This is a genomic window from Shewanella oneidensis MR-1, assembly GCF_000146165.2.
Classification (GTDB): Bacteria; Pseudomonadota; Gammaproteobacteria; order Enterobacterales; family Shewanellaceae; genus Shewanella; species Shewanella oneidensis.
The window spans coordinates 981904-1008204 of record NC_004347.2 but is presented as its reverse complement, the minus strand read 5'-3'; the positions used below and the strand labels follow the sequence as shown (position 1 = coordinate 1008204).

General features: G+C 45.9%; 26 protein-coding genes and 2 pseudogenes. 15 read left to right on the top strand and 13 right to left on the bottom strand.

What is annotated here, in order from left to right:
* Window positions 1-22: 22 nt before the first annotated feature.
* Window positions 23-520 (bottom strand): transcriptional regulator OhrR, encoded by a 498-nt coding sequence (gene ohrR / locus SO_RS04585; protein ID WP_011071252.1) that lies wholly within the window; start codon window positions 518-520, stop codon window positions 23-25.
* A 128-nt stretch (window positions 521-648) separates the two neighbouring features.
* Here ohrR and ohr point away from each other — a divergent pair, with 128 nt between their 5' ends.
* The 3 genes from ohr (at window position 649) to SO_RS04570 (ending at window position 2997) form a co-directional block, all read left to right on the top strand.
* Window positions 649-1074: an organic hydroperoxide reductase Ohr gene (ohr, locus tag SO_RS04580; protein WP_011071251.1), complete on the top strand. Its 426-nt coding sequence runs from the start codon at window positions 649-651 to the stop codon at window positions 1072-1074.
* Window positions 1075-1288: 214 nt separating this feature from the next.
* A complete protein-coding gene (locus SO_RS04575; protein ID WP_011071250.1) occupies window positions 1289-2713 on the top strand; it encodes a cytochrome c biosynthesis protein in 1425 nt (474 codons plus the stop codon).
* A gap of 98 nt (window positions 2714-2811) precedes the next feature.
* Window positions 2812-2997, top strand: a complete 186-nt coding sequence (locus SO_RS04570; RefSeq protein WP_011071249.1) for a hypothetical protein — start codon at window positions 2812-2814, stop codon at window positions 2995-2997.
* Window positions 2998-3093: 96 nt separating this feature from the next.
* On the opposite strand, the gene SO_RS04565 is transcribed toward SO_RS04570, so the two are convergent.
* The 3 genes from SO_RS04565 to SO_RS04555 are packed head-to-tail and all read right to left on the bottom strand — an operon-like array spanning window position 3094 to window position 4380.
* The gene (locus SO_RS04565; protein ID WP_011071248.1) at window positions 3094-3384 is read right to left on the bottom strand and encodes a hypothetical protein; all 291 of its coding nucleotides are present in this window, start codon (window positions 3382-3384) and stop codon (window positions 3094-3096) included.
* A gap of 55 nt (window positions 3385-3439) precedes the next feature.
* A complete protein-coding gene (locus SO_RS04560; protein ID WP_011071247.1) occupies window positions 3440-3973 on the bottom strand; it encodes a class I SAM-dependent methyltransferase in 534 nt (177 codons plus the stop codon).
* Entirely contained in the window at window positions 3970-4380 is a 411-nt protein-coding gene (locus tag SO_RS04555) for a hypothetical protein (RefSeq protein WP_011071246.1), read from the bottom strand. Before SO_RS04555 ends, SO_RS04560 begins: the two co-directional genes overlap by 4 nt.
* A gap of 500 nt (window positions 4381-4880) precedes the next feature.
* Between SO_RS04555 and fccA the strand changes: the two genes are divergently transcribed.
* The 6 genes and pseudogenes from fccA to SO_RS04525 all read left to right on the top strand — a co-directional run bounded on the left by fccA (window position 4881) and on the right by SO_RS04525 (window position 10273).
* Window positions 4881-6671, top strand: a complete 1791-nt coding sequence (gene fccA, locus SO_RS04550; protein ID WP_011071245.1) for a fumarate reductase flavoprotein subunit FccA — start codon at window positions 4881-4883, stop codon at window positions 6669-6671.
* 243 nt (window positions 6672-6914) lie between these two features.
* Window positions 6915-7904: a lactate dehydrogenase LdhA gene (gene ldhA / locus SO_RS04545; protein ID WP_011071244.1), complete on the top strand. Its 990-nt coding sequence runs from the start codon at window positions 6915-6917 to the stop codon at window positions 7902-7904.
* A 67-nt stretch (window positions 7905-7971) separates the two neighbouring features.
* Window positions 7972-8487, top strand: a pseudogene (locus SO_RS04540) (dienelactone hydrolase family protein); the annotation flags it as partial.
* A gap of 69 nt (window positions 8488-8556) precedes the next feature.
* Window positions 8557-9632 (top strand): IS3-like element ISSod2 family transposase gene (locus tag SO_RS04535; RefSeq protein WP_164925630.1). Its coding sequence is split into 2 segments (ribosomal slippage): window positions 8557-8809 and window positions 8809-9632, totalling 1077 coding nucleotides; the frame shifts between segments, so codons are not numbered across the junction.
* A gap of 39 nt (window positions 9633-9671) precedes the next feature.
* Window positions 9672-9899 (top strand): annotated as a pseudogene (locus tag SO_RS04530) (dienelactone hydrolase family protein); the annotation flags it as partial.
* A gap of 143 nt (window positions 9900-10042) precedes the next feature.
* A complete protein-coding gene (locus SO_RS04525; protein WP_330113672.1) occupies window positions 10043-10273 on the top strand; it encodes a YgdI/YgdR family lipoprotein in 231 nt (76 codons plus the stop codon).
* 213 nt (window positions 10274-10486) lie between these two features.
* Here the strand turns inward: SO_RS04525 and SO_RS04520 are convergent, their stop codons facing one another.
* Together SO_RS04520 and SO_RS04515 are read right to left on the bottom strand one after the other, a co-directional pair.
* The gene (locus SO_RS04520) at window positions 10487-11011 is read right to left on the bottom strand and encodes a DUF3332 domain-containing protein (protein ID WP_011071241.1); all 525 of its coding nucleotides are present in this window, start codon (window positions 11009-11011) and stop codon (window positions 10487-10489) included.
* 245 nt (window positions 11012-11256) lie between these two features.
* Window positions 11257-11802 carry a mechanosensitive ion channel family protein gene (locus SO_RS04515; RefSeq protein WP_011071240.1) on the bottom strand — a complete coding sequence of 182 codons (546 nt, stop codon included), beginning with the start codon at window positions 11800-11802 and terminating at the stop codon, window positions 11257-11259.
* 90 nt (window positions 11803-11892) lie between these two features.
* Between SO_RS04515 and SO_RS04510 the strand changes: the two genes are divergently transcribed.
* From SO_RS04510 to ahpF, 4 genes are all read left to right on the top strand, one after another.
* On the top strand, window positions 11893-12636 hold the full coding sequence (locus SO_RS04510; RefSeq protein ID WP_011071239.1) for a spermidine synthase: 744 nt from the start codon (window positions 11893-11895) through the stop codon (window positions 12634-12636).
* Between the two features lie 89 nt (window positions 12637-12725).
* Window positions 12726-14261: a leucyl aminopeptidase gene (locus tag SO_RS04505; RefSeq protein ID WP_011071238.1), complete on the top strand. Its 1536-nt coding sequence runs from the start codon at window positions 12726-12728 to the stop codon at window positions 14259-14261.
* 341 nt (window positions 14262-14602) lie between these two features.
* Window positions 14603-15172 (top strand): alkyl hydroperoxide reductase subunit C, encoded by a 570-nt coding sequence (ahpC, locus tag SO_RS04500; protein WP_011071237.1) that lies wholly within the window; start codon window positions 14603-14605, stop codon window positions 15170-15172.
* Window positions 15173-15406: 234 nt separating this feature from the next.
* Window positions 15407-16990 (top strand): alkyl hydroperoxide reductase subunit F, encoded by a 1584-nt coding sequence (gene ahpF, locus SO_RS04495; protein WP_011071236.1) that lies wholly within the window; start codon window positions 15407-15409, stop codon window positions 16988-16990.
* 310 nt (window positions 16991-17300) lie between these two features.
* Here ahpF and SO_RS04490 read toward each other — a convergent pair whose 3' ends face one another.
* From SO_RS04490 to brnQ, 6 genes are all read right to left on the bottom strand, one after another.
* Window positions 17301-17720, bottom strand: a complete 420-nt coding sequence (locus SO_RS04490; RefSeq protein WP_011071234.1) for a GNAT family N-acetyltransferase — start codon at window positions 17718-17720, stop codon at window positions 17301-17303.
* A gap of 35 nt (window positions 17721-17755) precedes the next feature.
* Window positions 17756-18085: a hypothetical protein gene (locus SO_RS04485; RefSeq protein WP_011071233.1), complete on the bottom strand. Its 330-nt coding sequence runs from the start codon at window positions 18083-18085 to the stop codon at window positions 17756-17758.
* A gap of 43 nt (window positions 18086-18128) precedes the next feature.
* Complete coding sequence (gene recJ / locus SO_RS04480) at window positions 18129-19853, bottom strand: single-stranded-DNA-specific exonuclease RecJ (protein WP_011071232.1); 1725 nt, start codon at window positions 19851-19853, stop codon at window positions 18129-18131.
* Between the two features lie 92 nt (window positions 19854-19945).
* Window positions 19946-20671 carry a bifunctional protein-disulfide isomerase/oxidoreductase DsbC gene (dsbC, locus tag SO_RS04475; protein WP_011071231.1) on the bottom strand — a complete coding sequence of 242 codons (726 nt, stop codon included), beginning with the start codon at window positions 20669-20671 and terminating at the stop codon, window positions 19946-19948.
* Between the two features lie 150 nt (window positions 20672-20821).
* On the bottom strand, window positions 20822-21724 hold the full coding sequence (xerD, locus tag SO_RS04470; RefSeq protein WP_011071230.1) for a site-specific tyrosine recombinase XerD: 903 nt from the start codon (window positions 21722-21724) through the stop codon (window positions 20822-20824).
* Between the two features lie 80 nt (window positions 21725-21804).
* Complete coding sequence (gene brnQ, locus SO_RS04465) at window positions 21805-23220, bottom strand: branched-chain amino acid transport system II carrier protein (RefSeq protein WP_164925629.1); 1416 nt, start codon at window positions 23218-23220, stop codon at window positions 21805-21807.
* A 536-nt stretch (window positions 23221-23756) separates the two neighbouring features.
* On the opposite strand from brnQ, the gene SO_RS04460 reads away from it, so the two are divergent.
* The gene (locus SO_RS04460) at window positions 23757-24467 is read left to right on the top strand and encodes a tRNA1(Val) (adenine(37)-N6)-methyltransferase (RefSeq protein ID WP_011071228.1); all 711 of its coding nucleotides are present in this window, start codon (window positions 23757-23759) and stop codon (window positions 24465-24467) included.
* A gap of 278 nt (window positions 24468-24745) precedes the next feature.
* A complete protein-coding gene (gene srmB, locus SO_RS04455; RefSeq protein ID WP_011071227.1) occupies window positions 24746-26008 on the top strand; it encodes an ATP-dependent RNA helicase SrmB in 1263 nt (420 codons plus the stop codon).
* Here srmB and SO_RS04450 read toward each other — a convergent pair.
* Window positions 26003-26188 (bottom strand): hypothetical protein, encoded by a 186-nt coding sequence (locus SO_RS04450; RefSeq protein WP_164925628.1) that lies wholly within the window; start codon window positions 26186-26188, stop codon window positions 26003-26005. The two genes, srmB and SO_RS04450, sit on opposite strands and share 6 nt — an antisense overlap.
* Between the last annotated feature and the right edge of the window lie 113 nt (window positions 26189-26301).

Genomic DNA, 26301 nt, shown 5'->3' with positions numbered 1-26301 from the left:
CAATACCTTCTAAGATAGATCCCTAATCTATACTGGCATGCAACTGTGCTAAGGCTTTATCACACATAGCTTTTAGAGCCTTAAGATCATCAAGCTCCGCACCGATTTTACAGCGCATTAAATGCGGGATCTCATTGGCCTCACGCTTTAACGCCTGTCCAGCAGGCGTCAAGCAGAGCACCCTAACTCTTTCATCCTGATCGCTACGACCACGACTTACCAATCCCTTTGACTCTAAACGTTTGAGTAAGGGCGTCAATGTACCCGAATCGAGGAATAATTTATCCCCTAAGGTTTTAACACTAATCCCCTGCTCCTGCCACAACACCAACATCACCAGATATTGGGGATAGGTTAAATCGAGCTTATCTAGCATAGGTCGATAAGCGCGAACCATGGCATTGGCAGCACTGTAAAGCGAAAAGCAAACCTGGTTCTCTAAACATAAGACATTGTCAACAAGGGTATTTTCAGGCTTTTCTAGCGTATTTACCGCTGAAGATAACTCAGTATTTGGCATAGTCGATCCAAAAAACTTAAATATATTGCGCACAATATACTTGCATTCACACTAAAGATCGAATTATAGTTTAACGCAATTAGATTGCACGCAATCTAATTATCTTTTCAAACTCTGAGGATCAAAGCATGAAAACATTATATGAAACGCGAGCAACAGCAAGCGCAGGTCGTCAAGGCCAAGTCAGCACAGATGATGGCTTATTAAATGTGGCACTGGCTTATCCAAAAGCCATGGGCGGAAGTGGGCTTGCGACCAACCCTGAACAACTCTTTGCTGCAGGTTATGCGGCGTGTTTTTCTAATGCCATTTTGCACGTTGCCAAAATCGCTAAAGTCGCCATTACAGAGGCTCCTGTGAGTGCAGTCGTAGGTATAGGTGCGAATGAGACGGGTGGATTTGCGTTAACGGTAGCCTTAGAGGTCAGCCTCGATCTTCCTCAAGCAGATGCGCAAGCCTTAGTGCGTCATGCCCACCAAGTGTGTCCCTATTCCAATGCCACGCGTAATAATATCGATGTAAAACTGAGCGTTAATGGTACAGCGTTAAACTAAGCTACTAAAAATAGACTGAAAAGCACCTTGAGGTGCTTTCAGCTATTCGCTGCTTATTTCCCCTACAGTAAACCTGCCTCACTTCCCAAAAAACAGCTAATCGCGAGTTAACTAACATTTCTTAATGCTTAATTTAATCAAGGGGATTGAATTAAGTACAGTAATAGTCAGAAATCCATTTAAAACACATCTTGTCCACGATTGTGGAGGCTCTATGACTAAATACTTAACAAAATTCGCTCTGCTATGCTCCCTAGCATTAGCAATGCTAAGCACACCGAGTTGGGCCGACACCCCAAATACTTCCGATCAAACTTGGCATTATGTAAACGCCCAAGGTGAGCTTAAGATCAAACTCTACTTTTTTTGGTCTAAAACCTGCCCCCACTGTGCAGAAGCTCACCCCTTTATCGATTCACTGCCACAAAAATATCCATGGATAGAACTCGAATCCCATATGGTTTCTGCGCCGGGTGTGCAGGATATTTGGCAAAATATCGCCGCGAAAACCACGACTGAAGCTCGCTCAGTCCCCTATATGGCGAGCTGTGAAAAAGCCATTGTGGGTTACTCGAGTGAAGCGGTAACCGGAGAGTTTCTCGTAAATCGTTTGAAAAATTGTTACTTATCCTTAGGTGGTCAGCTAAGCGAAGCGGATATGCCGACAAAAGGCACGCCAAGTTCAGCTCCTACCAGTAGCGCGCCATTATTTGGTACTTGTGGTTCTGACTCGGGCGAAGGCACCTGCGATGCATCAAGCCTGGCAAGTACCGACCAAGCCGAAGTGCAACCCGTTGAATTACCACTTGTGGGCGTGGTTACTCCCGAGACAATGTCACTCCCTTTATTGACCTTAGTGTTAGCAGGGGTCGATGCTTTTAATCCTTGTGCCTTCTTCGTGTTGCTGTTTTTACTGTCTATTATGGTTAACGCTAAGAGCCGCAGCCGCATGCTGTTGGTAGGTGGTATCTTCGTATTCTTCTCCGGCTTTATTTACTTCCTGTTTATGACAGCGTGGCTGAATATCTTCAAACTGTTAGGTGCGGGTAGTGATGGCGGAATGATCATCTTAGCCGCTGGGATCTTGGCCTTGATCGCAGGGACGATTAACGTAAAAGACTACTTCTTTACCAAAGGCGAAGTCACCCTCTCAATGTCGGCGGAAAACCGTACCAGCCTTATCAAACGTATGGCTAAACTCTCTAATTCCAGTAGTTTAGGCGCCTTGATTTTGGGTTCAACGGTTCTAGCCATTTTAGCCAATGCCTATGAGTTGCTCTGTACTGCAGGCTTTCCAATGATTTATACCAGTGTACTGTCAATGCATAACTTGCCAGACATTGAACGCTATATGTATTTGGTTTTATACAATATTGTCTATGTAATCCCATTGGCAATTATTGTTATTGTCTTTAGTGCGACCTTAGGTAAACGTAAATTGACCGAAAAAGAAGGACAAGCACTCAAGCTAATGTCCGGCGTGATGATGTTTGGTATGGGTATCGCGCTGGTGATCGATCCAACCGCGCTACAGAATGTTGGGCTGGCACTGGGATTAATTCTGGGGTCATTAGGGTTAACCGCCATCATAGTACTTAGCCGTAAGTTACTCGCGGCAAAAGCCAATAAAACGGCATAAGCAATAGCAGGGGGTTGGATTGGCAAACTTGGGATAAAGGACTAAAGTAAATCCTGAGCTTGCCGATACAAAGACTCAGCTTACAATTGAGGTTAGTTATGTCTATTTCACTGAACACCCAAGCTATCACGCCAAACTTAGAAAACGGTGCCGTTGGCGTAAAAGTGGCCCAGTTAGCCAAGGAGCAGCAAAAGGCAGAAGGTCAAATTGCGGTTGATTTAATTAACGCAGCCACACCTCAGCCAGTGGGAAATTCCGGCCACAATATCAACACCACGGCCTGATCCTGGCTCAAGGTTTTACTAAAAAAACGCCCCGATCTTCGGGGCGTTTTTTATCAAGCCGCTTTTTAAACTATTCACCTTAAGCACCAAGCTAGCTCAATAAAAAGCATTGCCATTGACATGCATAATAGTGAACGTCCACACCACAAAGGCCAGAGGGATATGCACTAAAGCATAAAAACATTGATCGAGCCGGCTCATCCCTTTGGCAAGCCAAATCAAATACAGATGCAAACCAATAACCAAGGGAAACAGGAGAAATAGCGGATACAAGGCAAAAGGACTGGCATCTGCTAACAGGCTATGACTCAACAGTGCCCAGCCAACCATTAAGGCTGTGGTTAAAGGTGGGCTGGCAACACGATACTGCTCTGGATAGGGAAACATCCTAGGCCTCTTACACTTAATGATTAGCAACTTTGTCAATAAAGCCACAATGGGCTCACTGCGATGGTTTTCGCGCGATTAGCTGTGCCTTTAAACTCTGCGCACCAGAAACTGGATCGCTTAACCGCCCTTCAAAGTAATGCAACGACTGCCAGTTAGCAAATACAGATTGAAGTTCATGTTCCATCAGTAAAAAATCGGGATTACGAGGATGGCCAATTTCCGCCTGCTGCCAGGTAAAAGTCTCATAAACAATAAGTCCATTAGGCTTGATGCTAGCCGCAATCTGCGAAAAGAGCGGACGATGTAAGTAATTAAAGACTAATACAATATCAAAGGCTTCGATGGGCAATGGTGGGGCACTGCCGTCTTCTAAATTCCATTGCCACAGCTGTGCTTTATCATGCTTTAGTGATGCCATGGCACTCAAATCTTGGTCGATAAAAGTTACTTCACAACCTTGTGCCAAAAACCAAAAGCCATTTCGCCCGGACCCACAGGCTAAATCTAATACTTTAAGCCCTGCTAACTTCGGCCATGGATATTCGGTGACTAATGCAGCGGTGCTATTAAGGGTTCCGTGTGTCATCCCTTTATCTCTTTCTTAGTATCAATTTGTCTGCGATGCACTATCGAATAATGCCTCAGTCCCGATGGACCATGTGAGACTATTACAGATAAAAATAACACTAAGGTAAACAACTCAGGCTTGTAGTTGGCGAATGGGACAAAAAGGCAAAGCATACCCAATTTCCCCAAGGTTAACAAACCTTTAAGCTGAATGAGCCAACGCCAATCCCTGAGGATTTCCCACATCATTAATATGCTGCCGGTACCCATGGCCAGATACCAATAATTCAGCCAAAGGGATGTTTCGACAGAGAGTAATATCCCTCCGCCCGCGCCCGCAATCCCCAAGATATGCAAAGCCCTTAAGGTTGTTTTACTAAGTCGCTGTACCCAAAAGCGTTTTTCAGAAATCTGCTGCCCAGACATAGACTTAACCCCTCAACACCACATAGGTAACATTTTGGAAAAATATAATTCATTTTTCAAAAAAACACTGGTGACATTTAATTATTTATTGAATACTCACATTATAAGAGTTCGCATATTTAAACCCAAGCATAAACAAATCAACAAACACAAATAAATCAACCAATTAAAAACACCTTTATTGATTTAGCTGATTAAACATCAATTAATAGAATATAATTTAGCCCACCAAAATATGTTAACTCACGCAAGTTTTACCGTATTGCTTAGGTGATTAACTTCAATTTCGTTAATATTTTCAGCCGTATTGCACATTTCAATTATGTAATTCTCAGTGTAACAATCGTTATGTGACCTAGGTACGCATATACCTCTTTAGATAGTGGTAACTTTGTCCATGGAGAATGCTCTAAAAGTGCGTGAGCTACGCAAAATATAAATATCACGCCATAATTAATATCCCTTATTAAGTAGATGAAATGTACGGCGGAGGAACAACTATGTTCACAAGAAAGATTCAAAAAACAGCACTAGCCATGCTGATCTCTGGCGCAATGGCAGGCACAGCCTATGCCGCTCCAGAAGTACTAGCCGATTTTCACGGTGAAATGGGTGGCTGCGATAGCTGCCACGTATCAGACAAAGGTGGCGTGACTAACGACAACCTGACCCATGAGAATGGCCAATGTGTTAGCTGCCACGGTGACTTAAAAGAACTGGCTGCAGCAGCGCCTAAAGATAAAGTTTCTCCGCACAAATCTCACTTAATTGGTGAAATCGCTTGTACGAGCTGCCACAAAGGCCACGAAAAATCAGTAGCTTATTGTGATGCTTGCCATAGCTTCGGCTTCGATATGCCATTTGGTGGCAAGTGGGAACGTAAGTTTGTACCTGTTGATGCAGACAAAGCAGCACAAGATAAAGCCATTGCTGCTGGTGTGAAAGAAACCACAGACGTTGTAATTATCGGCTCTGGTGGTGCTGGTCTTGCCGCTGCCGTATCTGCCCGTGATGCTGGCGCGAAAGTGATTCTGTTAGAAAAAGAACCTATCCCAGGTGGTAACACTAAACTGGCTGCCGGTGGTATGAACGCCGCAGAAACTAAGCCACAGGCTAAGTTAGGTATCGAAGATAAGAAACAAATCATGATCGACGACACTATGAAAGGTGGCCGCAACATCAACGATCCTGAATTAGTTAAAGTACTGGCTAACAACTCTTCAGACTCAATCGATTGGTTAACCTCTATGGGTGCCGACATGACTGACGTGGGTCGTATGGGTGGCGCGAGCGTTAACCGTAGTCACCGTCCAACCGGTGGTGCAGGTGTTGGTGCTCACGTAGCACAAGTGCTGTGGGACAACGCCGTTAAGCGTGGTACTGATATTCGCTTAAACAGCCGCGTTGTGCGCATCCTTGAAGATGCAAGCGGTAAAGTGACCGGCGTTTTAGTGAAAGGTGAATACACAGGTTACTATGTGATCAAAGCCGATGCAGTAGTCATTGCAGCAGGTGGTTTTGCGAAAAACAACGAACGTGTTTCTAAATACGATCCTAAGTTAAAAGGCTTTAAAGCGACCAACCACCCAGGTGCGACGGGTGACGGCTTAGACGTAGCTCTACAAGCGGGCGCAGCAACACGTGACTTAGAATACATCCAAGCTCACCCAACTTACTCTCCAGCGGGTGGCGTGATGATCACCGAGGCAGTACGTGGTAACGGTGCAATCGTGGTGAACCGTGAAGGTAATCGTTTTATGAACGAAATCACCACCCGTGATAAAGCGTCTGCGGCGATTCTGCAACAAAAAGGTGAAAGCGCTTACCTAGTATTCGATGACTCTATCCGTAAGAGCTTGAAGGCCATCGAAGGTTATGTTCACCTGAACATTGTAAAAGAAGGTAAAACCATCGAAGAGTTAGCGAAACAAATCGATGTACCTGCAGCTGAATTGGCAAAAACAGTAACAGCCTACAACGGTTTCGTTAAATCAGGTAAAGATGCTCAATTTGAACGTCCTGATTTACCACGTGAATTAGTGGTAGCTCCTTTCTACGCCTTAGAAATTGCACCAGCGGTTCACCACACTATGGGTGGTCTGGTGATTGATACTAAAGCCGAAGTGAAGAGTGAGAAAACCGGTAAACCTATCACTGGTTTATACGCTGCAGGCGAAGTGACTGGTGGTGTTCACGGTGCTAACCGTTTAGGTGGTAACGCTATCTCTGATATCGTCACCTACGGCCGTATCGCGGGTGCATCTGCCGCTAAATTCGCTAAAGATAATTAATATCAATAGGTTCTAGGTTAATGGACTAACCTTAAGCTCACATAGCACGACCATGAGAGCCAAGCTTGAATACTCAAGCTTATCCATACAAGCGAGCCGTCAGGGGCTCGCTTTTTTTATGGTTTTTGTGCAATAGATGATAAAGCTCACTCTTTTTACGGGGTAAATTCATCACCAGAGGACAAATGTCGTCGAGTCACATACACTCAGTGCCAGTAACAATGTAACCCTGAGGTGATTGGAATGAGAATTGGATTTTTTAGCGCAAAACACTACGACATGCAGCATTTTAACCGTACGAATGCCGCATTTGATGCGCAAATTGAGTATTTCGATTATCGTCTCTGCATGCAAACGGTAAAACTTGCCGAAGGTTTCGAGGTCGTTTGCGCCTTTGTTAACGACTCCCTCTGTGAAGAAGTGCTGGTCGAGCTTGCCAAGGGCGGCACTAAAATCATTGCCATGCGCTGCGCAGGCTTTAACAATGTCGACTTAGTCGCCGCTAAACGTTTAGGCATGCAAGTCGTCAACGTACCCGCTTATTCCCCCGAATCGGTAGCCGAGCATACCGTTGCCTTAATGCTCACGTTGAACCGCAAGATCCATAAAGCCTACCAACGTACCCGTGATGCGAACTTTTCCCTCGAAGGCTTAGTCGGTTTCAATATGTTTGGTAAAACCGTTGGTGTGATAGGCACGGGAAAAATTGGAGTAGCAACCATTAAGGTGCTGCTCGGTTTTGGCTGTAAAGTGATTGCCTTTGACCCCTACCCTAATCCAGCGGTAGAAGCGCTCGATGTGGAATATCAGGATCTGGATACCATTTACGCCACCAGCGACATTATCAGCCTGCATTGCCCGTTAACACCCGATAACCATCATCTGCTTAATAAAGACAGTTTTGCCAAGATGAAACCCGGCGTTATGGTGATCAACACCAGCCGCGGCGGCTTACTCAATGCCTTTGATGCAATGGAAGCCTTAAAACTCGGGCAAATTGGTGCATTAGGGCTAGACGTATATGAAAACGAAAAAGAACTCTTTTTCGAAGACAAATCTAACCAAATCATTCAAGACGATGTTTTCCGTCGCCTATCAGCCTGCCATAACGTGATTTTCACCGGTCACCAAGCCTTCCTCACCGAAGAAGCATTAGGCGCGATTGCCAACACCACCCTAAGTAATGTGCAAGCAGTACTCGCGGGTAAACGTTGTGGTAATGAACTGTTTTAACTGACAGATAAATACCTGACTGCTAAAGTGAGGCTTCAACATTGAAGCCTCACAGAGGAAACTAAATATGTTAGTGACTCAGCAAACTCAGGATATCAACACGCCCTCAGGGCTAATGCGTACTTATCTCTATCGCCCAGATGCCAGTGGGCAATTCCCATGTATCATTTTTTATTCCGAGATATTTCAGCAAACGGCGCCCATTGCCCGTACCGCAACGATACTCGCTGGCCATGGTTTTGTGGTGTTAGTACCAGAGGTGTTTCACGAGCTTAATCCTATCGGCACAGTGCTCGCCTACGATGATGTGGGTAAAGACAAAGGCAATGCTGATAAATTCGCCAAACCCTTAGAGCAGCATGATAGCGACACCCAAGCCCTGATCGATTTTGCCCGTCAGCAAAGCTATTGTACGGGTCACGTTGGCAGCATGGGCGTCTGTATTGGCGGCCATTTAGCCTACCGCGCGGCACTCAATCCCAAGATTTTGGGGGCGTTTTGCCTCTATCCGACCGACATACATTCCAATACCTTACCCTGTACCTATGGTAATGACTCACTCAGTCGCACAGGCGATATTCGGTAATCCCCCCTCAAATTAACTGACGTCAAAAGTAGAATTTTCTCGTAACATAAACGCAGGAGATTCACTATGAAAACATCAAAATTCACCGATAGCCAAATCATGGCAATCCTTAAACAAGCTGAAGCCGGAACTCCAGTCCCAGAATTGTGCCGCGAACATGGCATGAGCTCAGCGACTTTTTACAAATGGCGAGCCAAATTTGGCGGCATGGATGCGTCATTGATGGCTCGTCTAAAAGAGCTTGAAGCTGAAAATGCTCGACTGAAAAAGATGTATGCCGAAGAGCGGCTAAAGGCCGATGTCATTCAGGAAGCCATGGCAAAAAAGTGGTAAAGCTGTCGCAACGTAAAGCGATGGCTCAGCATGCAGTTGCAAATCGAAAAATCAGTATCCGTTTGGCCTGTGCAGCATTTTGTATCAGCGAAACCTGTTATCGCTACCGGCGCGTTAATGATGACGAAAATGCAGAGATTGCAGAATTTCTTGTTGAATTAACTGAAAAAGAATCGGATTGGGGCTTTGGTCAGTGTTTTAATTACTTACGCAACGTAAAAGGCTTTGCTTGGAACCACAAGCGTGTATACCGAATTTACTGCGAATTAGCGTTAAATCTGCGGATAAAACCGCGCAGAAGGTTAAAACGAAATGCACCAGAGCCGCTGAAAGAGCCAACTAAAGCCAATCAGGTTTGGTCGATAGATTTTATGCATGACCAGTTATCAGATGGACGAAGCTATCGACTGTTCAACGTGATTGATGACTTTAAACGTGAAGGGCTCGCGATTGAAGCAGGTTTTTCATTGCCAACAATGCGGGTGATCCGGACCCTAAATCAGCTACTTGAAGGGCGAACAAAACCAATCGCGATCCGTTGTGACAATGGACCTGAATTTATTAGCCACGAATTTACGGAATGGGCGAAAAAGCATGAGATCAGGATTGATTACATTCAACCTGGCAAGCCACAGCAAAATGCGTACATAGAACGACACAATAAGACCATCAGGTACAGCTGGGTAAGCAAACATTTATTTGATACGCTTGAAGAAGTTCAGGACTATGCCACAAAATGGTTATGGTTTTACAATCATGAACGGCCGCACAAAGCCAATGGCGGAAAGCCGCCATTGATGGTTGCATGAACTCTACTTTTAACTTCGGTTAAAAATGGGAGGATTACCATTCAAGGGGAATTAGTATTAGTGTTTGGCAAGCAAGATCCCCATGTATCACCTGAAGGTCGGGTACTGATCCACCAACAACTGATGGCTAAAAACCGCTATTTCAGTTGGCTTGAGGTCAATGCTCAACATGCCTTTATGCGTGATGAAGGCGAGCGTTACGATCCCGCACTGGCACTGCAAATGTATCAGCAAGCCGTCGCATTTTTTAGCAGAGTACTCAGGTAGTTAACATCATCTATACCAAGACCTGTTGAAAACATAAGGTTCTGATCATCGCAACTTTAATCTTCAGCGATAGAAAAAATCTGGCGGCCCTGTCGAAAAGATTAGGCTTCAACTAGGCTTAGTTAGGCATTCTCGCGGTGAGGATGAAGACTAGGGAAGAAAAGATGAACAAAACCATATTACTTCTAGCTTGTTTACTGGGACTCGTCGCTTGCAGCTCACAGTACATTATGAGTACTAAGGATGGCAAAATGATTACCTCCGATAGCAAGCCTAAACTGGATAAAACAACGGGAATGTATCTTTATTATGATGAAGATGGACGAGAAGTGATGATAAAACAAGAAGATGTCACTCAGATTATTGAGCGATAACAACTTAAATATTCTAGCTTATTCCCCTCCTCTAAATGTCATTGTCAATAATATTGTCCCCAAAGATGACATAAGAAATGAAGGTCTAAAATGTTTTAGCCCTTCATTTCTTTCGCGCCAATCTCAATCTTAAGCTTAAGCTTAAGCTGCCATAGCATTATACAGCGGTAATACACACATCATATTCAAGCAACTTAAGCAGTTGATTTAAAACTATCTTAAACGGCTTTGACTATAAGCAATCAGTTCTTGGTTGCTGACACGAGTGATAAAAGCATCATCGAGGAAAAAGTCCACATCATTGCCCACTTTATGGCCCGATAATAACTGAGTGCTGCCATCCTCGTAAGCCAAGGTCATAGTAACCGTTTGTTCATCTGGGTAGGCAATTTGTGCTTGTGTCAGTTTGACTGGGGCAGATTTAAGATCATCACTCACATGGGGATTGATCTTAAAAATGGCCTCTACTGGCATATCAACCACCGCGGGAGCTTTATCGGTAATCGGATTCTTGCCAGTCCAAAACTCAATGGTATTAAAGATGAATAGATCGCCTGTCGCCGCGATGCCATACACTGGGCTTAACAGCATAAACAAGCCTGCACGACCATAACGATTATCCACCGCACTCAAATTTCCCTTAGTCACCAATTGGCTTAAGCCCATTTGTCCCATACAGCCTGTTAGCTGGGTCGCAAGCAGTGTACCAATCGTCACAGCTAAAAGTTTAGACTTCATTAGATTCGATCCATTAGATAAAAACAAAGGCGCGGATTCTACGGATTCGTGAGCACTAAACCGTGCTATTGGGCACAATCTAAGGTAAACAAATGGAGGGAAATGTAATCAACACCACTAATTTTGTTATAAAAGATATGTTAAGCAGCGAAAACTCACGCCAAGATAATAAAACTAAGAGCTTACGAGTGCGCCGACAACAGTTTGCTAATACATGTACAGCTGCGGCGCACGTAGAAAGGGGATTACTCCAGATCAAACTTCTTTTTGCCATCCTGCAGCGCCTGACGCTCGGCTAAAGGCGCCTGATCCGCCAGTTTTAATACCGCCTTTTGCAACATTAGGTTGTTGGGATAGGTAATAGTATCACCATTATCGCGATGGATAAGCACATGAAATAGCGCGATTTCAATGATCACGCCGCAGATATCTTCATCCTTATCCACAACCCGAATGCGCTCACCAATACGGTATGGAAATACAAAAAAGATCAGTACGCCTGCAGTCAAGTTACTCAAGATAGACCACTGGGCAACTAAGGCGACCCCCATCACCGCAAATGCTGAGGAAACAAACAGCGACACATCCTGATAGCCCAATCCAAGGGAAACCGCCATTAGAGACAAGGTGATAAAAAACATCACATAGGAAATAAACCGCGTCACAAGGCTAGTGCGAGCAGCACTGACCTGCTTCATCAATGCGAGTTTTTTCACCCAATGGGTTAAGGCGCGCTGCAAAAAGATAAATACCGCAAGATAAATACAGGCAAGTAGGATTTGATTTGTCATAATAACCACTTAAAAAACGAAACCAGCTGAATTCTATCTTGTTTACACCAGCACGCAAATCAGCTCAACGCAAATAGAGTAATAATGACCATGGCCGACGCAATTTTGTTACACGAAACTCACGATACATTCGGGCCGATCCGCGTGCTCGACTATGGTGATTCGCGCGTGCTCTCCTTCGGTGACAACGATGAACAAAGTAAAATCCTAAAAACAGCTCCCCATATTCCACAGCATACCTATGTACAGGGCATGATGCTCGTCTTGTTATTCTGTAAACCCAAAAGTGCGATAGTGTTGGGTCTGGGTGGCGGTGCGCTTATCCATGTACTGCGCCGATTTGACGCAGCTATCAAGCTGACCGCCGTAGAACTTCGCCCCACAGTTATCGAGCTGGCCAAGCATTACTTCCAACTACCAATAGGTAAAAAACTGAATGTGATCAACGATGATGCACTCGTCTTTATGGCATCGGCCGAGCATAAAAAAGTGGATGTGATTTTTGCTGATATCTACAGCGCCAAGGGCGTTAACACAGGGCAACTCTCTGCCACCTTCCTTGAGCAATGTACTCAACGGATTAAACCCAATGGCTATTTAGTACTCAACTGCTGGAAGGAGCATAGCCAAAATCGTGAGTTACTGGCTGATCTGCAACAGCATTTTGCCCATGTAAACGCTTGCCTAACAAGTGGTGGAAACTGGGTGATTTTTGCCAGCCAAATCCCGCAATCCCTCGGCGCTTCTGCGCTTAAAAACCAAGCCCAAGCCCTATCACAGCAATTGGATTTTTCCCTAGAACGCTCACTAACACGTTTTGGCCCTTGGAATTAAGATTAATCTCAGTCAAATAGCGTAAATTAGTTAACCCTAAGACTCAGCTTTGCTATGCTTCTCACTCTCCACAGATATGAGTTGTCACCATGAAAAATAAGAATAAATTTTTGTTAAGCGTTATGGCTCTGGCGTGCCTTAACTCTCTCAATGCTAACGCCGAAATCTTTAGTTTTGACACTCGTAATTCACTTAATTCCGATACCTTAGTACTGTTCCACAGTGCTGATTCAACAACCTATAGTCTCGATTTTTTGCCCCAGTCGACCCAAGATCAACTCAATCTTGCCGTGGCCGACAATAGTTTTTCGGGTAAACGCGGCGAAGTATTAGAGATTTTAGTACCGAGCGAAATCGATGCCAAGCGTGTGTTACTCGTTGGGATTGGCGATGCCAAAACCTTAACGCCAGGTGAAATCAACGCCTTAGGTGGCAACATTGCCGCCAAACTTGAAACCGTGCCGCAAGCCACGGTACGAGTGCTGACCCAAGGCCTCAATAACGCGCCTCTGTTTGGCTCAGAACTGGCCCACGGCATCGAGCTGCGCAGCTATCGCTACACCCAATTTAAAGCGAGCAATCGCGTTGAAAAAAACTATCAAATCGGCGTTGATGATTTAAGCCTCAACCAAAAACACCATAAGAATCTGCAAGCCGTTGAAGCAGGTGTGTTTTTGGCGCGGGATCTGACCAATGCACCTGCGGGAAACATGTATCCCGAAAGCTTTGCTAATGAGGCTCGTAAGCTCAAATCCTTGGGCGTTAAAGTCACCGTACTGGAAGCGAAAGATATTGAACGCCTAAACCTTGGCGCCTTAGCCGCAGTAGGTAAAGGCAGCGAGCGCCCACCTAAGCTGGTTGTCGCCCACTGGCCCGGCAGTAAAGAGGCGCCAATCGCCCTCGTCGGCAAAGGTATAACCTTCGACTCTGGCGGTTACAACATAAAAGCGACGGGCACCTCCATCGCGCGGATGAAGTCCGATATGGCGGGCGCAGCAACTGTGCTTGGCACCGTAAAAGCCATGGCGATTCAAAAGGCACCAGTAAACCTGGTCGCCATTATGCCTATGGCTGAAAATATGGTGTCGGGCCATGCGATGATCCCTGGCGATGTGATCACCACGGCGCAGGGACTGACTGTTGAAGTACTCAACACCGATGCCGAAGGCCGTTTAGTGTTAGCCGATGGCCTATGGTATGCCCGTGAAAACTACCGGCCATCGGTAATCATCGATGTTGCCACCCTTACAGGCTCAAAAGTCAGTGCGCTAGGCACGGTTTATGCGGGATTATTTACCGATTCAGAGCCGCTAGTGCAGCAGCTCACCTTTGCAGGCCAGCAGGTGGGTGAAAAAGTTTGGCGCTTGCCGTTAGATCAGGCCTACGACGATGAACTCAAATCCACCATCGCTGATTTGAAGAATACCGGTAAGGAAGGCAGCGCGGGAGCATCTGCGGCAGCTATGTTCCTTAAACGCTTTGCGGGCGATCAGCCTTGGGCGCATCTTGATATTGCTGGTCATGCCCTCACCGCAACTGATACCGCAGTAGTCCCAGCAGGTGCAACAGGTTATGGCGTGCGTTTACTTAGCACTTGGCTAACCCAGCCCAAAGCGCAAAACTAGAACCTAGAACCTAGAACCTAGAACCTAGAACCTAGAAGCTCAATAGCTTGTTGTAACCGTTTTTACGTTTGAAGGGATATCATGGATATCCCTTTTTTCTTGCCTTTTATTTATCCGACATCACCTTGATAAATAATCAATTAGCCACTAATTACCCACCTGTGCGAAAAAACCGATTAACCCTCCACTCAAATCAACTTAATTCGACAAAACCGATTAGAACAATAGTTTTTATGCGTTATATTTATCATCGCAAGGTCAGTAATATACTTCTCATCGACGGGGTAACAAGCTAATGCCCGTCACTAAATTCACCATAATCAACTAAATGGAAGCATAAAATGACTCAATCAATTATCAACAGCACAATCAAGCCATTCAAAGCCACCGCTTACCACAATGGTGAGTTCGTTCCTGTAACAGAACAAGATCTGTTAGGTAAATGGTCAGTTGTATTCTTCTATCCAGCAGACTTCACCTTCGTTTGCCCAACTGAATTAGGCGACATGGCGGATCACTACGCCAAACTACAAGGCATGGGTGTTGAAGTTTACTCAGTATCAACTGACACACATTTCACGCACAAAGCATGGCACGATACTTCTGACACCATCAAGAAGATCAACTTCCCAATGCTGGCTGACCCAACAGGCACTATCAGCCGTAACTTCGGTGTGATGATCGAAGAAGAAGGTTTAGCACTGCGTGGTACTTTCGTGATTAACCCAGAAGGTCAAATCAAAGTGGCTGAAATCCATGACCTAGGTATCGGCCGTAGCGCTCAAGAACTGGTTCGTAAGATCCAAGCTGCTCAATACGTTGCGACTCACGATGGTGAAGTTTGCCCTGCTAAATGGCAACCAGGTGATGAAACTTTAGCACCGTCTTTAGACCTTGTTGGCAAAATCTAATCTCGCCTAAAGGTCAACCCCGCCAATCTAGCATCTCAAGCTAGTTGGTACAGCAGTAAGATGGCAATTGCACGAATCCCCATGAGCTTAGTAGCTAAGTGATTGGGGTGAGTAAATGCAGCCAACGCCACTGCGGTGCCAAATAGGAAGAGAGGACCACCCCCTGCAAGGTTCTAGATTGGCACCCTCGCGTTTTTCAATATTTTTCAATTTTTACGCTGATTTGGAGTCATCATGTTAGATGCGAATTTAAAAAATCAACTGCAAACCTATCTGCAAAACCTCAAGAGACCAGTTGAACTTGTCGTGTCAGCAGATGAAAGCAAGAAGTCTCAAGAATTAAAAAGCTTAGTCAATGACATCGTTAGCCTTTCAACGTTCGTGAGCCTGAAAGAAGCTCAAGGCCAACGCACGCCAGCGATGACAGTGGTTAACCCTGCACTCAATACTCAGATTAGCTTTGCTGGTCTGCCTATGGGTCACGAATTTACCTCACTGGTGTTAGCCTTGCTGCACAGCGGTGGACACCCGATCAAACTCAGCGATGACATCATCGAGCAGATCCGTAATCTGCCCGGCAAATATGAGTTTGAAACCTATGTGTCACTCACCTGCCAAAACTGCCCTGATGTAGTTCAAGCACTCAATATGATGGCTGCCATTAATCCGAACATCACCAACGTGATGATCGACGGCGCCCTGTTCCAAGATGAAGTCGCCAGCCGCAACATCATGGCCGTACCTTCTGTGTACTTAAACGGCGAGGTGTTTGCCGCAGGTCGCATCAGCATCGGTGAGATCTTAAATAAACTCGATACTGGCGCTGCCAGCCGTAAAGCCGAAGAGCTTAGCCAAAAAGCCCCATATGAAGTCTTAGTCGTTGGCGGCGGCCCTGCTGGCGCTGCGGCAGCAATTTACGCTGCCCGTAAAGGCCTGCGTACCGGTATTGTTGCCGACAAATTCGGTGGTCAAGTGGCTGAAACCGTTGGTATCGAAAACTTTATTTCGGTAAAAGCGACTGAAGGTCCAAAACTGGTGGCAAACCTTGAAGCCCATGTGCGTGACTATGAAGTCGACATCATGGATAACCAAAAGGCAGTCAAACTGGCGAGCGATGGCTTATTCGAACTCGAATTAGCAAGCGGCGCCAAACTGCGTAGCCGTACTGTATTACTCGCAACCGGTGCTCGCTGGCGCGAAATGAACGTCCCCGGCGAGAAAGAATACCGTGGTAAAGGCGTTGCCTATTGCCCACATTGTGACGGCCCATTATTTAAAGGCAAACGTGTAGCGGTTATCGGTGGCGGTAACTCAGGTATCGAAGCAGCCATCGACTTAGCCAATATCGTTGAGCATGTGACCGTACTCGAGTTTGATAGCAAACTGCGCGCTGACGATGTACTGCAACGTAAAGCGGCCTCTATGGGTAACATCAAAATCATTACCCAAGCGATGACCACTGAAGTGACTGGTGATGGTACCCGTGTTAACGGCCTAAACTACACCGACCGCGCAACAGGTGAAAGTCATCATATCGCGCTGGCAGGGATCTTCGTACAGATCGGTTTAGTGCCCAATGCCGAATGGTTAAAAGGCACAGTGGATTTGACTCCTCGCGGCGAAATCATTGTCGATGAGCGCGGCCAAACCTCAGTACCTGGCGTATTTGCCGCTGGTGACGTGACCAACTCACCTTACAAGCAAATCATCATTGCTATGGGTAGTGGTGCCAATGCCTCACTGGGTGCATTTGATTACTTAATTCGCCATAGCGATGATAGTACCGAAACCAAAACCACAGACACTAAAGCGGCTTAATCGTTAATCATTAACCGCATAAGATAAGAAGCCAGCGCAAGCTGGCTTTTTGTTTTTAATAGCATTTATTTCGAGTCTTTTGATTTTATCGACCGCTTTAAACTATGGTATAAACTGGCAAATACGAAGGTTGAAAACAACAAGATTAAGCAAAGCACTCTCACCCAAGGCACTTGTCCCTCGAGTAACCCATTCAAAAAAGCGGAAGAAACCATAAAACTGGCAAAATAGACATAGTGTAGTTGCGTCATCTGGATTTCCTTATCTTAACCATAACTATTTCAACGAGGATAGCGCCAACAATCCTGTTCTACAGGTAAGCATTCTCAAACCGAATTTGCATTAGGGTTTCTGGTGCATCGACCGCTTTGAAACCAAATTGCGCATAGAGTCCGTGGGCATCGCGGGTGGCGAGCATTATGCGTCTTAATCCTTGCAGATCAGGATGTTCCATAATTGCTGCCATCATCATCTTACTTAAACCTAAGCCGCGGTGAGATTCGAGGACAAATACATCGGCAAGGTAGGCAAAGGTCGCTTTATCGGTGATCAGGCGGGCAAAAGCAATCTGTTGATTATCTTTATCAAACACCCCAAAACATAAACTGTTGCCTAGTGCCTTTTGCAGCAGCACAGCTGGCATGCCCTGCGCCCAATAGCTGTTGGCAATAAAACCATGGATAACATCAAAATCCATTTCCGTTTGTTCACTGCTGATTCGATATTCCATTTGTCGCTCCAATATATCGATAAATGCCACTTAACCTAGGTATGTTTTGCACTGAGAAATATCATCAATGTCATGCCCAGTAACACCACTTTTGCTAATGAATACATGGCTCCAGCAAAGGAGCCGCCACCATGATAACTAAAAGCAAGATGGCGATTGATTTCAAATCGAAAGGTGTTAGCCAAATGGCGATAAGCAAGAAAATAAAATAATGAGGCAGCAGGCCAAATGCCGATAATCAACGTTTGCCCCTGTGCCTTTGTAGTCAACACCGCCGAAATCCAGGGAATACAAAGGCATACCGCATATACCCAAGCAAAACGCTTAAGTAACTGGCGAATCTTTTTGTCTGATCTTGGCTTCAATTTGAATTCCTTTTCACCTTTATTTGCCCGCTATCAGCGCGGATCACATCGGCTCGATTTGCTCGACCATCAACTGCAAGGTGAAATTACCGCGATATTCGTTCACATCCAGCTTATAGACGATGCGCGCATGCTGAATAGTCGCATCGGGCCAAGTGTGTAAAGCCACATTAAAGGCAATCGCATCTAACATCACAGTGCCACATTGGGTTTCAAGCACTAATTTAAGGTGGCGATCCCCCACAATCCGCTGCTGGATGATCTTAAAATAACCATCAAATAACGGCTCTTCGAAGGACTGGCCCCAAGGCCCCGCATTGCGAAGCAACTGGGCAATTTCAAGCGTTAACTCGGTTGGGGTTAACTCGCCATCGGACCATAGTTCCCCCGTAAGCTGCTCAGGCTTTAATTGTTCACGCACCGCATCATCATAGGCTTTGGCAAAGGTTGCAAAGCCACCTGACTTTAAGGTCAAGCCCGCCGCCATTGCGTGACCGCCAAATTTGCTGATAAGCCCAGGATGGCGAGAGTTAACCAACTCAAGCAGATCGCGCATATGCAAGCCTTTGATGGAGCGCGCCGAGCCTTTAATTTCGCCATTACCCGCGTCGGCAAAGGCGATTACAGGTCTGTGATATTTATCTTTAATCCGCGAGGCAAGAATACCAATAACGCCCTGATGCCAATCCTCTTGAAAGAGTGCAATCCCCCAAGGAAGCTGTTCTTCATTAAGCTTTAGATATTCAAGACTTTTAAGTGCCTCTTGCTGCATCCCAACCTCAAGCTCACGTCGCTCTTGGTTGAGGCTATCGAGTTCTGCCGCCATCCGCCTTGCATACATCATGTCTTCGCACAGCAAGGTTTCAACCCCTAGCGCCATTTCATCGAGCCTGCCTGCGGCATTGAGTCTTGGCCCCACGGCAAAACCAAAGTCAGAGGCGACAATCCGAGCTGGATTGCGTTTCGCGACTTCCAGTAAGGCGGTAATGCCCACACGGCAACGACCGCTACGCACCCGCTGTAATCCCGCCTCAACCAAAATGCGATTATTGGTATCAAGCGATACTACGTCGGCCACAGTGCCAAGGGCGACAATATCCAGCAAAGTGCCGAGATTAGGCTCAGCAATGCCACGGGCTTGATACCAGTTACGAGCGCGCAGCTCTGCCCTAAGCGCCGTCATCAGATAAAAAGCCACCCCCACACCAGCGATGGATTTACTGGCAAACTGGCACCCGGGCTGGTTGGGATTCACTATGGCATCGGCCTTGGGTAATTCATGGCCAGGTAAATGATGGTCGGTGATCACCACTTGCATACCAAAGGCTTTAGCAGCAGCAACGCCCTCGATAGAAGAAATGCCATTATCGACGGTGATCAGCAATTGCGCCTGTTTAGATGCTGCCACGGCGACAATTTCAGGGCTTAAACCGTAACCATAGTCAAAACGGTTGGGGATCAGATAATCGACCTTGCTTGCGCCCATCATCCGTAGCGCGAGGATACACACACTGGTCGAAGTGGCGCCATCGGCATCAAAATCTCCCACGATCAGTATCGACTTATCAAGCTGCATCGCATCGGCAATCAGCTTGGCAGCGAGATCCAATCCCTTCATGGTATCGGGCCTTAACAAGCCCTTAAGCACCAGTTCGCACTCACTCGGCAGCACGCCTCGGCGAGCATAGAGCTGTCTTAACAGTGGCGGAAGGTGCGTGGGTAAATGGCTATCATCAACGGTTGGACGACGGATTATCTTATGGATCAAGGGAACAAACTCTTAAACAATCATGGGGCTAAGATAACAAAAAGGTGAGCTTTAGGCTCACCTTTAATGGGATAAATTTACCCGAATTGCGATTATTGGCGCGCTTCTAAGGTACGCAGCAAATCTTCAGGTGGTTGATATCCTGGGATCATATTGCCATCTTCTAGTACTATGGCTGGGGTGCCGTTAACACCAAAGCTATTACCTAATTGATATTGCTCGGCGATTTTAGCATCACAGGAAGCAGCGGAGACTTTTTTACCAGCTTTAGCTTCTGTCATCGCTTTTAATGGATCCTTAGCACACCAAATGGCCTGCATTTCATCGGCATTGGCAGATGGCACCCCAGCACGTGGGAAGGCTAAGTAACGCACGGTAATACCTAACTTGTTGTAGTCGGCCATTTGACTATGTAACTTGCGGCAATATCCACAGCTCACATCGGTAAATACCGTCACAACATGTTTTTCATCCTTGGCTTTATACACCAACATATGATCTTCAAGCGGCTTCATCATCGCCAGACGCGGGCCAGCAAGCGCAGCTTCTGTCAGGTTTTTCATGCCTTTATCTAAATCATATAAATTTCCATGGAACATTTTTGAACCATCACGGCTGATATAGAGCACACCGCGATTAGTCATGGCTTGATATAAACCTTCGATGGGCGAATCCTGCATCGAAATCACTTCAACATCTAACATCTCGCTGAGTTTTTGCTTAATCGCAGCCGTGTCGGGAGTGGTCGCCGTTGCGGCGCTGGCCAGAGGCGCAACAACAAGCGCGAAGACTAAAGATAATGCTCGGGTCAACTTCATGGGACTTCCTATTAAGTAAATCGCTACAGCGAAATATGGGTCAGGTTAATAGACCCTGTATGGGGGCAAAAAGTTACAGACAAGCCAAATAGAATGCAAATTTATACTGTAACTAAATTCAACCATTCACCGTTTTGTGATCCATAAAGTCTATCCCCGTGGATGATGCTGCTGATGTAACTCCTGCAATCTTGCTCTTGCCACATGGGTATAGATTTGAGTTGTCGATAAGTCACTGTGCCCTAACAACAATTGTACCACTCGCAAATCGGCCCCATGGTTAAGTAAATGGGTGGCAAAAGCATGGCGCAGAGTATGGGGCGACAATTCGGTTTCAATCCCAGCTCGACTGGCATAGAGTTTAATGCGATGCCAGAAAGTTTGCCGCGTCATCATTTGCGAGCGCTTCGAGGGAAACACCACATCGGATTGAATATGACCTAAGAGCTCATGCCGCGCGGATGTTAAATAATGTTCCACCTCAGTTATGGCCATCTCCCCCATAGGCACGAGACGTTCTTTACCGCCCTTGCCAATAATCCGCACTAAACCTTGGCGCAGGCTCATCTGCTCCATCGTGAGTCCCACCAGCTCGCTCACCCGCAGTCCAGTGGCATATAACAACTCAAGCATGGCTTTATCACGGCACTCAACAGGGTCGTCTACATTGGGCTCAGCAAGTAGCCTATCGACCTGTGACTCGCTTAAAGAATCAGGTAAATGCCGACTCAGCTTAGGCGATTCAATCTGTGCCATGGGGTCACCCGAAATCTGCTTGGTCTGCAGTAAATAGTTGTAAAAACGCCGCAAACTACTCAGCAAACGGGCGCTACTGGTGCGGGCAAATTGTTGTTCAACTCGATAAGCTAAATAAGCGCGAACGTCAGCTTGACCCACATCACGCAAACGCAATCCTTGGCTTTGCAGATAGCGATCAAAATGACGTAAATCGGTGCGATAGGCACTCAAGGTGTTATCACTTAAGCCTTTACTAGACCAAAGATCATCAAGAAATGCATCAATCAGTGGATCGCACTGGTAGGTTTTAGCCACGAAAACTCCATAAAAAACGGCGTATATTAGATACGCCGTTGATATTAAACTAATTTATCCGCCACTGACAGCGTCTTAGCTTATGCCGCGCTGACCGTTTTTGCACCACTACCACGAATAATTAAACACAGCACAATCACCACTAAGGTTGGCAATAACCACGCCATGCCCTCTTCATACAGAGGTAAAATAGACAAAGTAGGCGACATGCCATTCACAAAATCGATAAAGCTTTGTGCAAATTCGGTTATACCTCTACCGTCTTCTCCCGTAAGGCTTTTGGCTGCGACTTTCATCCCATCAAAAATACCAAACAGCAGCGCAACAGAAAGTGCAGCACGGTGAGCAAATTGCGGGCGAGGGAAATATTCAGTTAAGAAGGTCACCGCCACCAGCGCAATAGCCACAGGATAAACGGCCATTAACACCGGAATACTGATATTAATCAGTTGTGAAAGCCCAACGTTAGCAATCAAGGCACAGATAGCACTTAATGCAACCACTAAAAAACGGTAAGACAGCTTCGGCATTAACTCATTAAAAAACTCAGAACACGCGCTCACTAGCCCCACAGCGGTTGTTAAACAAGCAAGAGTCACCACGGCCGATAACAACACTGTACCTAAACTGCCAAACTCACGGGTCACATAGTTAGTTAAAATCTCACCACCGTTTTTCGCACCAGCGGCAATATCACCCGCCGTAGCACCTAAAAAGAACAATGACACATAAACAAAGGCAAGACCTGCTGCAGCAATAAAGGCGGCGCGAATAAGGTATTTGGTTTGCGCACTTGGTTGTTCGATACCCTTTTTACGCAGCAGATCGATAATCAACATGCCAAACATCAAAGACGCTAGGGTATCCATAGTATTGTAGCCTTCTAAGATACCTTTCGTCAGAGGATGGTTCTTATAGTCACCTACTGCAACACCGACTTCAGAGGCAGGTAAAAACAACACTGATAATGCTAAACCAACTAACAATAACAATAGGATAGGCGTTAATACCTTACCTACACTATCAAGTAATTTGCCAGGAAACAACGCCAGCAGCATAGTCACAATAAAAAAGCCCAAGGTATAAATCAGTTGCGAGAGATTCAGCGATAAACTGCCAAGCATGATGGTGGCCGTCGTGTTATCGATAAAGGGCTTAGCACCGATTTCATAGGCCACTAAGCCTGTACGTGGCGCCGCAAATGCAGGCCCAATAATAATATAAATCGCAATCGCTAATGCCGTTGCCGCAAACACTGGCAACATTGCCATAACCTTACCTTGAGCCTTAGCAACAGCAATGAGCCCAACTAAAGGTAACCCTACGGCAGTAATAAGAAAACCTAACATGGCAAGGAGCATATTCTCCCCAGCCAACATGCCCGCAAAGGGAGGGAAAATTAAGTTGCCCGCTCCTAAAAAAAACGCGAAGGTCATAAAACCTAAGCCTAATGTATCCCCAAAACTCATTTGATTGTCTTGCACGGAAAGCCCCATCTTGTCTTATTGTTTTTAACAAACTTAAGTGATTATGTGTCGATTAGCCATAGCTAAAACAAAGCCCATCCGGAGTGCAAACCTATGTTTACACAATTCCGTGGTAAATATGCGCGATATTTGCTGAGTTTATGAACAAAAATGAACTAAAAATTGGCCTCAATGCCAATTTATTCACCTAAAAACCCGTTTACCTATCCGTTAATCATAAAATCGATTAAAAATGGGGGCGAAACTAATATCAGAATTAAAAAACCAACGCAACTAGCAAAATTGGTTTTATAGAAAAAAGCCTTGCAATGCTAATTAACTGCTAACAATGCGTTACCGAGGTAATAAATTAAACCGTTGATTAAGTGAACTTAGACTCAAAACAGCATAAAAAATACAAAAAATAGATCTAAATGGAAGAATAGACTTTTTACTCTTGTTCATAAAAATCTTAGCTAAAGCACGGTATGCCCTTTAAAATAACGAGAGCTAAAATCGCTCAATACATTAGCCTAATATAATATTCACTTGATAATCTGGTCCCCATGGCATTTACCTTTAAACAATTCCACATCGATGACCTAAACTGCGGCATGCCCGTCAGTACCGACGGCGTGATTTTAGGCGCGTGGTCCCCACTGTCACAGGCTCAGCAAATTTTAGATATTGGCGCAGGAAGTGGGTTATTGAGTTTAATGGCGGCGCAGCGAAGCCTTGGGCGGATCACCGCAGTGGAGCTTGAGGAAAAAGCCGCCGCCGCTTGCCTATACAATATGGTGCAAAGTCCTTGGGCGGACAGGCTGAGTGTTATCCACTGTGATATTCAAGATTTTTGCCAGCAAACTCAGTATCACGGCTTTTTTGACCATATCATCTGTAATCCACCTTACTTCGAGCACGGCCCCCAAGCGAACGACAGTCACAGAGCCATGGCACGTCATACCAACACATTAGGATTTGCGCCATTGCTGGACGCCATAATTCAATGCCTTACGCCTCAAGGCTATGCCAGTCTAATCCTCCCCAGCCAAAGCATGCCGCGCTTTAAGGCCTGCCTAACTTCGTCCAAGCTCCATCTCACAGAAGAAGTTCTGGTTAAAAGCGTGGAGAATAAAGCCGCAAACAGAGTACTACTTCTATTGAGTAAAAATCGACAAAGTGATTATCGACAAAGTGAACTCACCATCCGAGGCATTGATGGGCTTTACACGAAACACATGATTGAGCTTACAAGAGATTTTTACCTTAAATTATAAAAGGCCGCCTTAAACAATCGGTGTTATGACGACCAAATATTGGCAATAAAACCAATTCATTGATATATATAAATTTAATAAAAAATAAATGGTCTCTTTGTTTGCATCACTTAAGATTCAAACCATAAATTCTGCGAATGCTTCCTGTAGTTCACTTCTAAAAACGACATTCTCCCCAAACATGACAGCGGAAAAGGGGATGCTTTGGGATTAAGTTATTTAAGTTAACAGGTATAAGCTTTATAATGCCGGGCTATATATTCGTCGAGACGCTGCGCATGCAATTTGAAGATTTCCAGCTTGACCCTAGCTTATTAGAGTCACTTAAAGCCATGGGGCACCTTTCGCCCACCACAATCCAACAAGAAACGCTGCCTCACGCCTTAGAGCAAAGGGACATTTTAGCGCGCGCCCCGACGGGTACAGGTAAAACCGCCAGTTTCTTATTACCCGCGCTACAACATTTAATCGACTTTCCCCGTCGTTACTCGGGTCAAGCACGCGTGTTAATTCTCACCCCAACCCGTGAGTTGGCGAGCCAAATTCACCGCTATGCCTGCCATTTAGCCACTGACCAAGGGCTGAATATCGCCATTATTACTGGCGGCGTGCCCTATGCACCTCAAGAGGAAGCGCTAAAGGGCAATATCGATATTCTGGTCGCGACACCCGGTCGCCTGATGGAATATTTAGATAAAGGCAAATTCAGTGCTGAATCCGTTGACATTCTGATCATCGACGAAGCTGACCGTATGCTGGATATGGGATTCTCGGCGGTAGTTAAAGCCATTGCGCTCGAAGCCCAAGGCCGCAAGCAGAACATGCTGTTTTCTGCCACCCTTGAAGGCAGTGGTGTTATCCGCTTTGCCCGTGAAGTCCTTAACGATCCGATTGAAATCGACGTTGACGCACCACGCAAAGAGAAGGCAAAGATCCACCAATGGATCCACCTCGCCGATGACAAAGACCATAAGTTTGCGCTGCTGTGCCATCTGTTAAAGCAAGAAGATGTGAAACGCGCCATCGTGTTCGTCAAAACCCGCGATGTAGTCTCTAGCCTCGAAGGCCAGTTACTTCAAGCTGGTATCCCGTGCGCCTTTATGCGCGGGGATATGGAACAGAAGAAACGTTTCCAAGCTCTGAGCCGTTTCACTAAGGGAGAAGTGAATGTACTGTTGGCGACTGATGTTGCAGCCCGTGGTATCGATATCGATGATATCAGCCATGTGATTAACTTCGATATGCCACGTTCTGCCGATACCTATATCCACCGCATTGGTCGTACTGGCCGCGCAGGAGCAAAGGGCACTGCGATTTCACTGGCTGAAGCCCATGATATGCGCATCGTTGGTAAGATTGAGCGCTATATTGAGCAACCGCTTAAGCGCCGCATCATTGAAGAGCTTCGCCCTAAACATAAAGAGGCGCGAGTACCGACGAAGAAAAAGGCGAAAGTAAAGGCCAAAGAAGCGGCGAAAAAAACCAGCAAAAAAGAGGCTGCGAAAAAGGCCAGCAAAATCGCCCGCAAAAAACAGTCATAAGTGTCTAGGGCGTGTTGACGTTTCAGGGTTATTTTTGCAGCAATTTGGCTGGCTTTTATGCAAGGCAAAGTCCGTGCAGTGTAGTTCTTCTACATAAACGGACGATAACGCGGCAGAAAAGCCAGCCAAATGCTGCCCGAAGGGTTCGTCTGGCAAGCCCTTGCTCTTACTTTCTGTCATAAGAGCAGCTCGTCATTTGAGTAGAATAACGATACATCATTCCTCGTTTCGCGAGCACGAACTTGCCAGAACGAACAAAATCTAATCTCGAAACGTCAACACGCCCTAGTCCT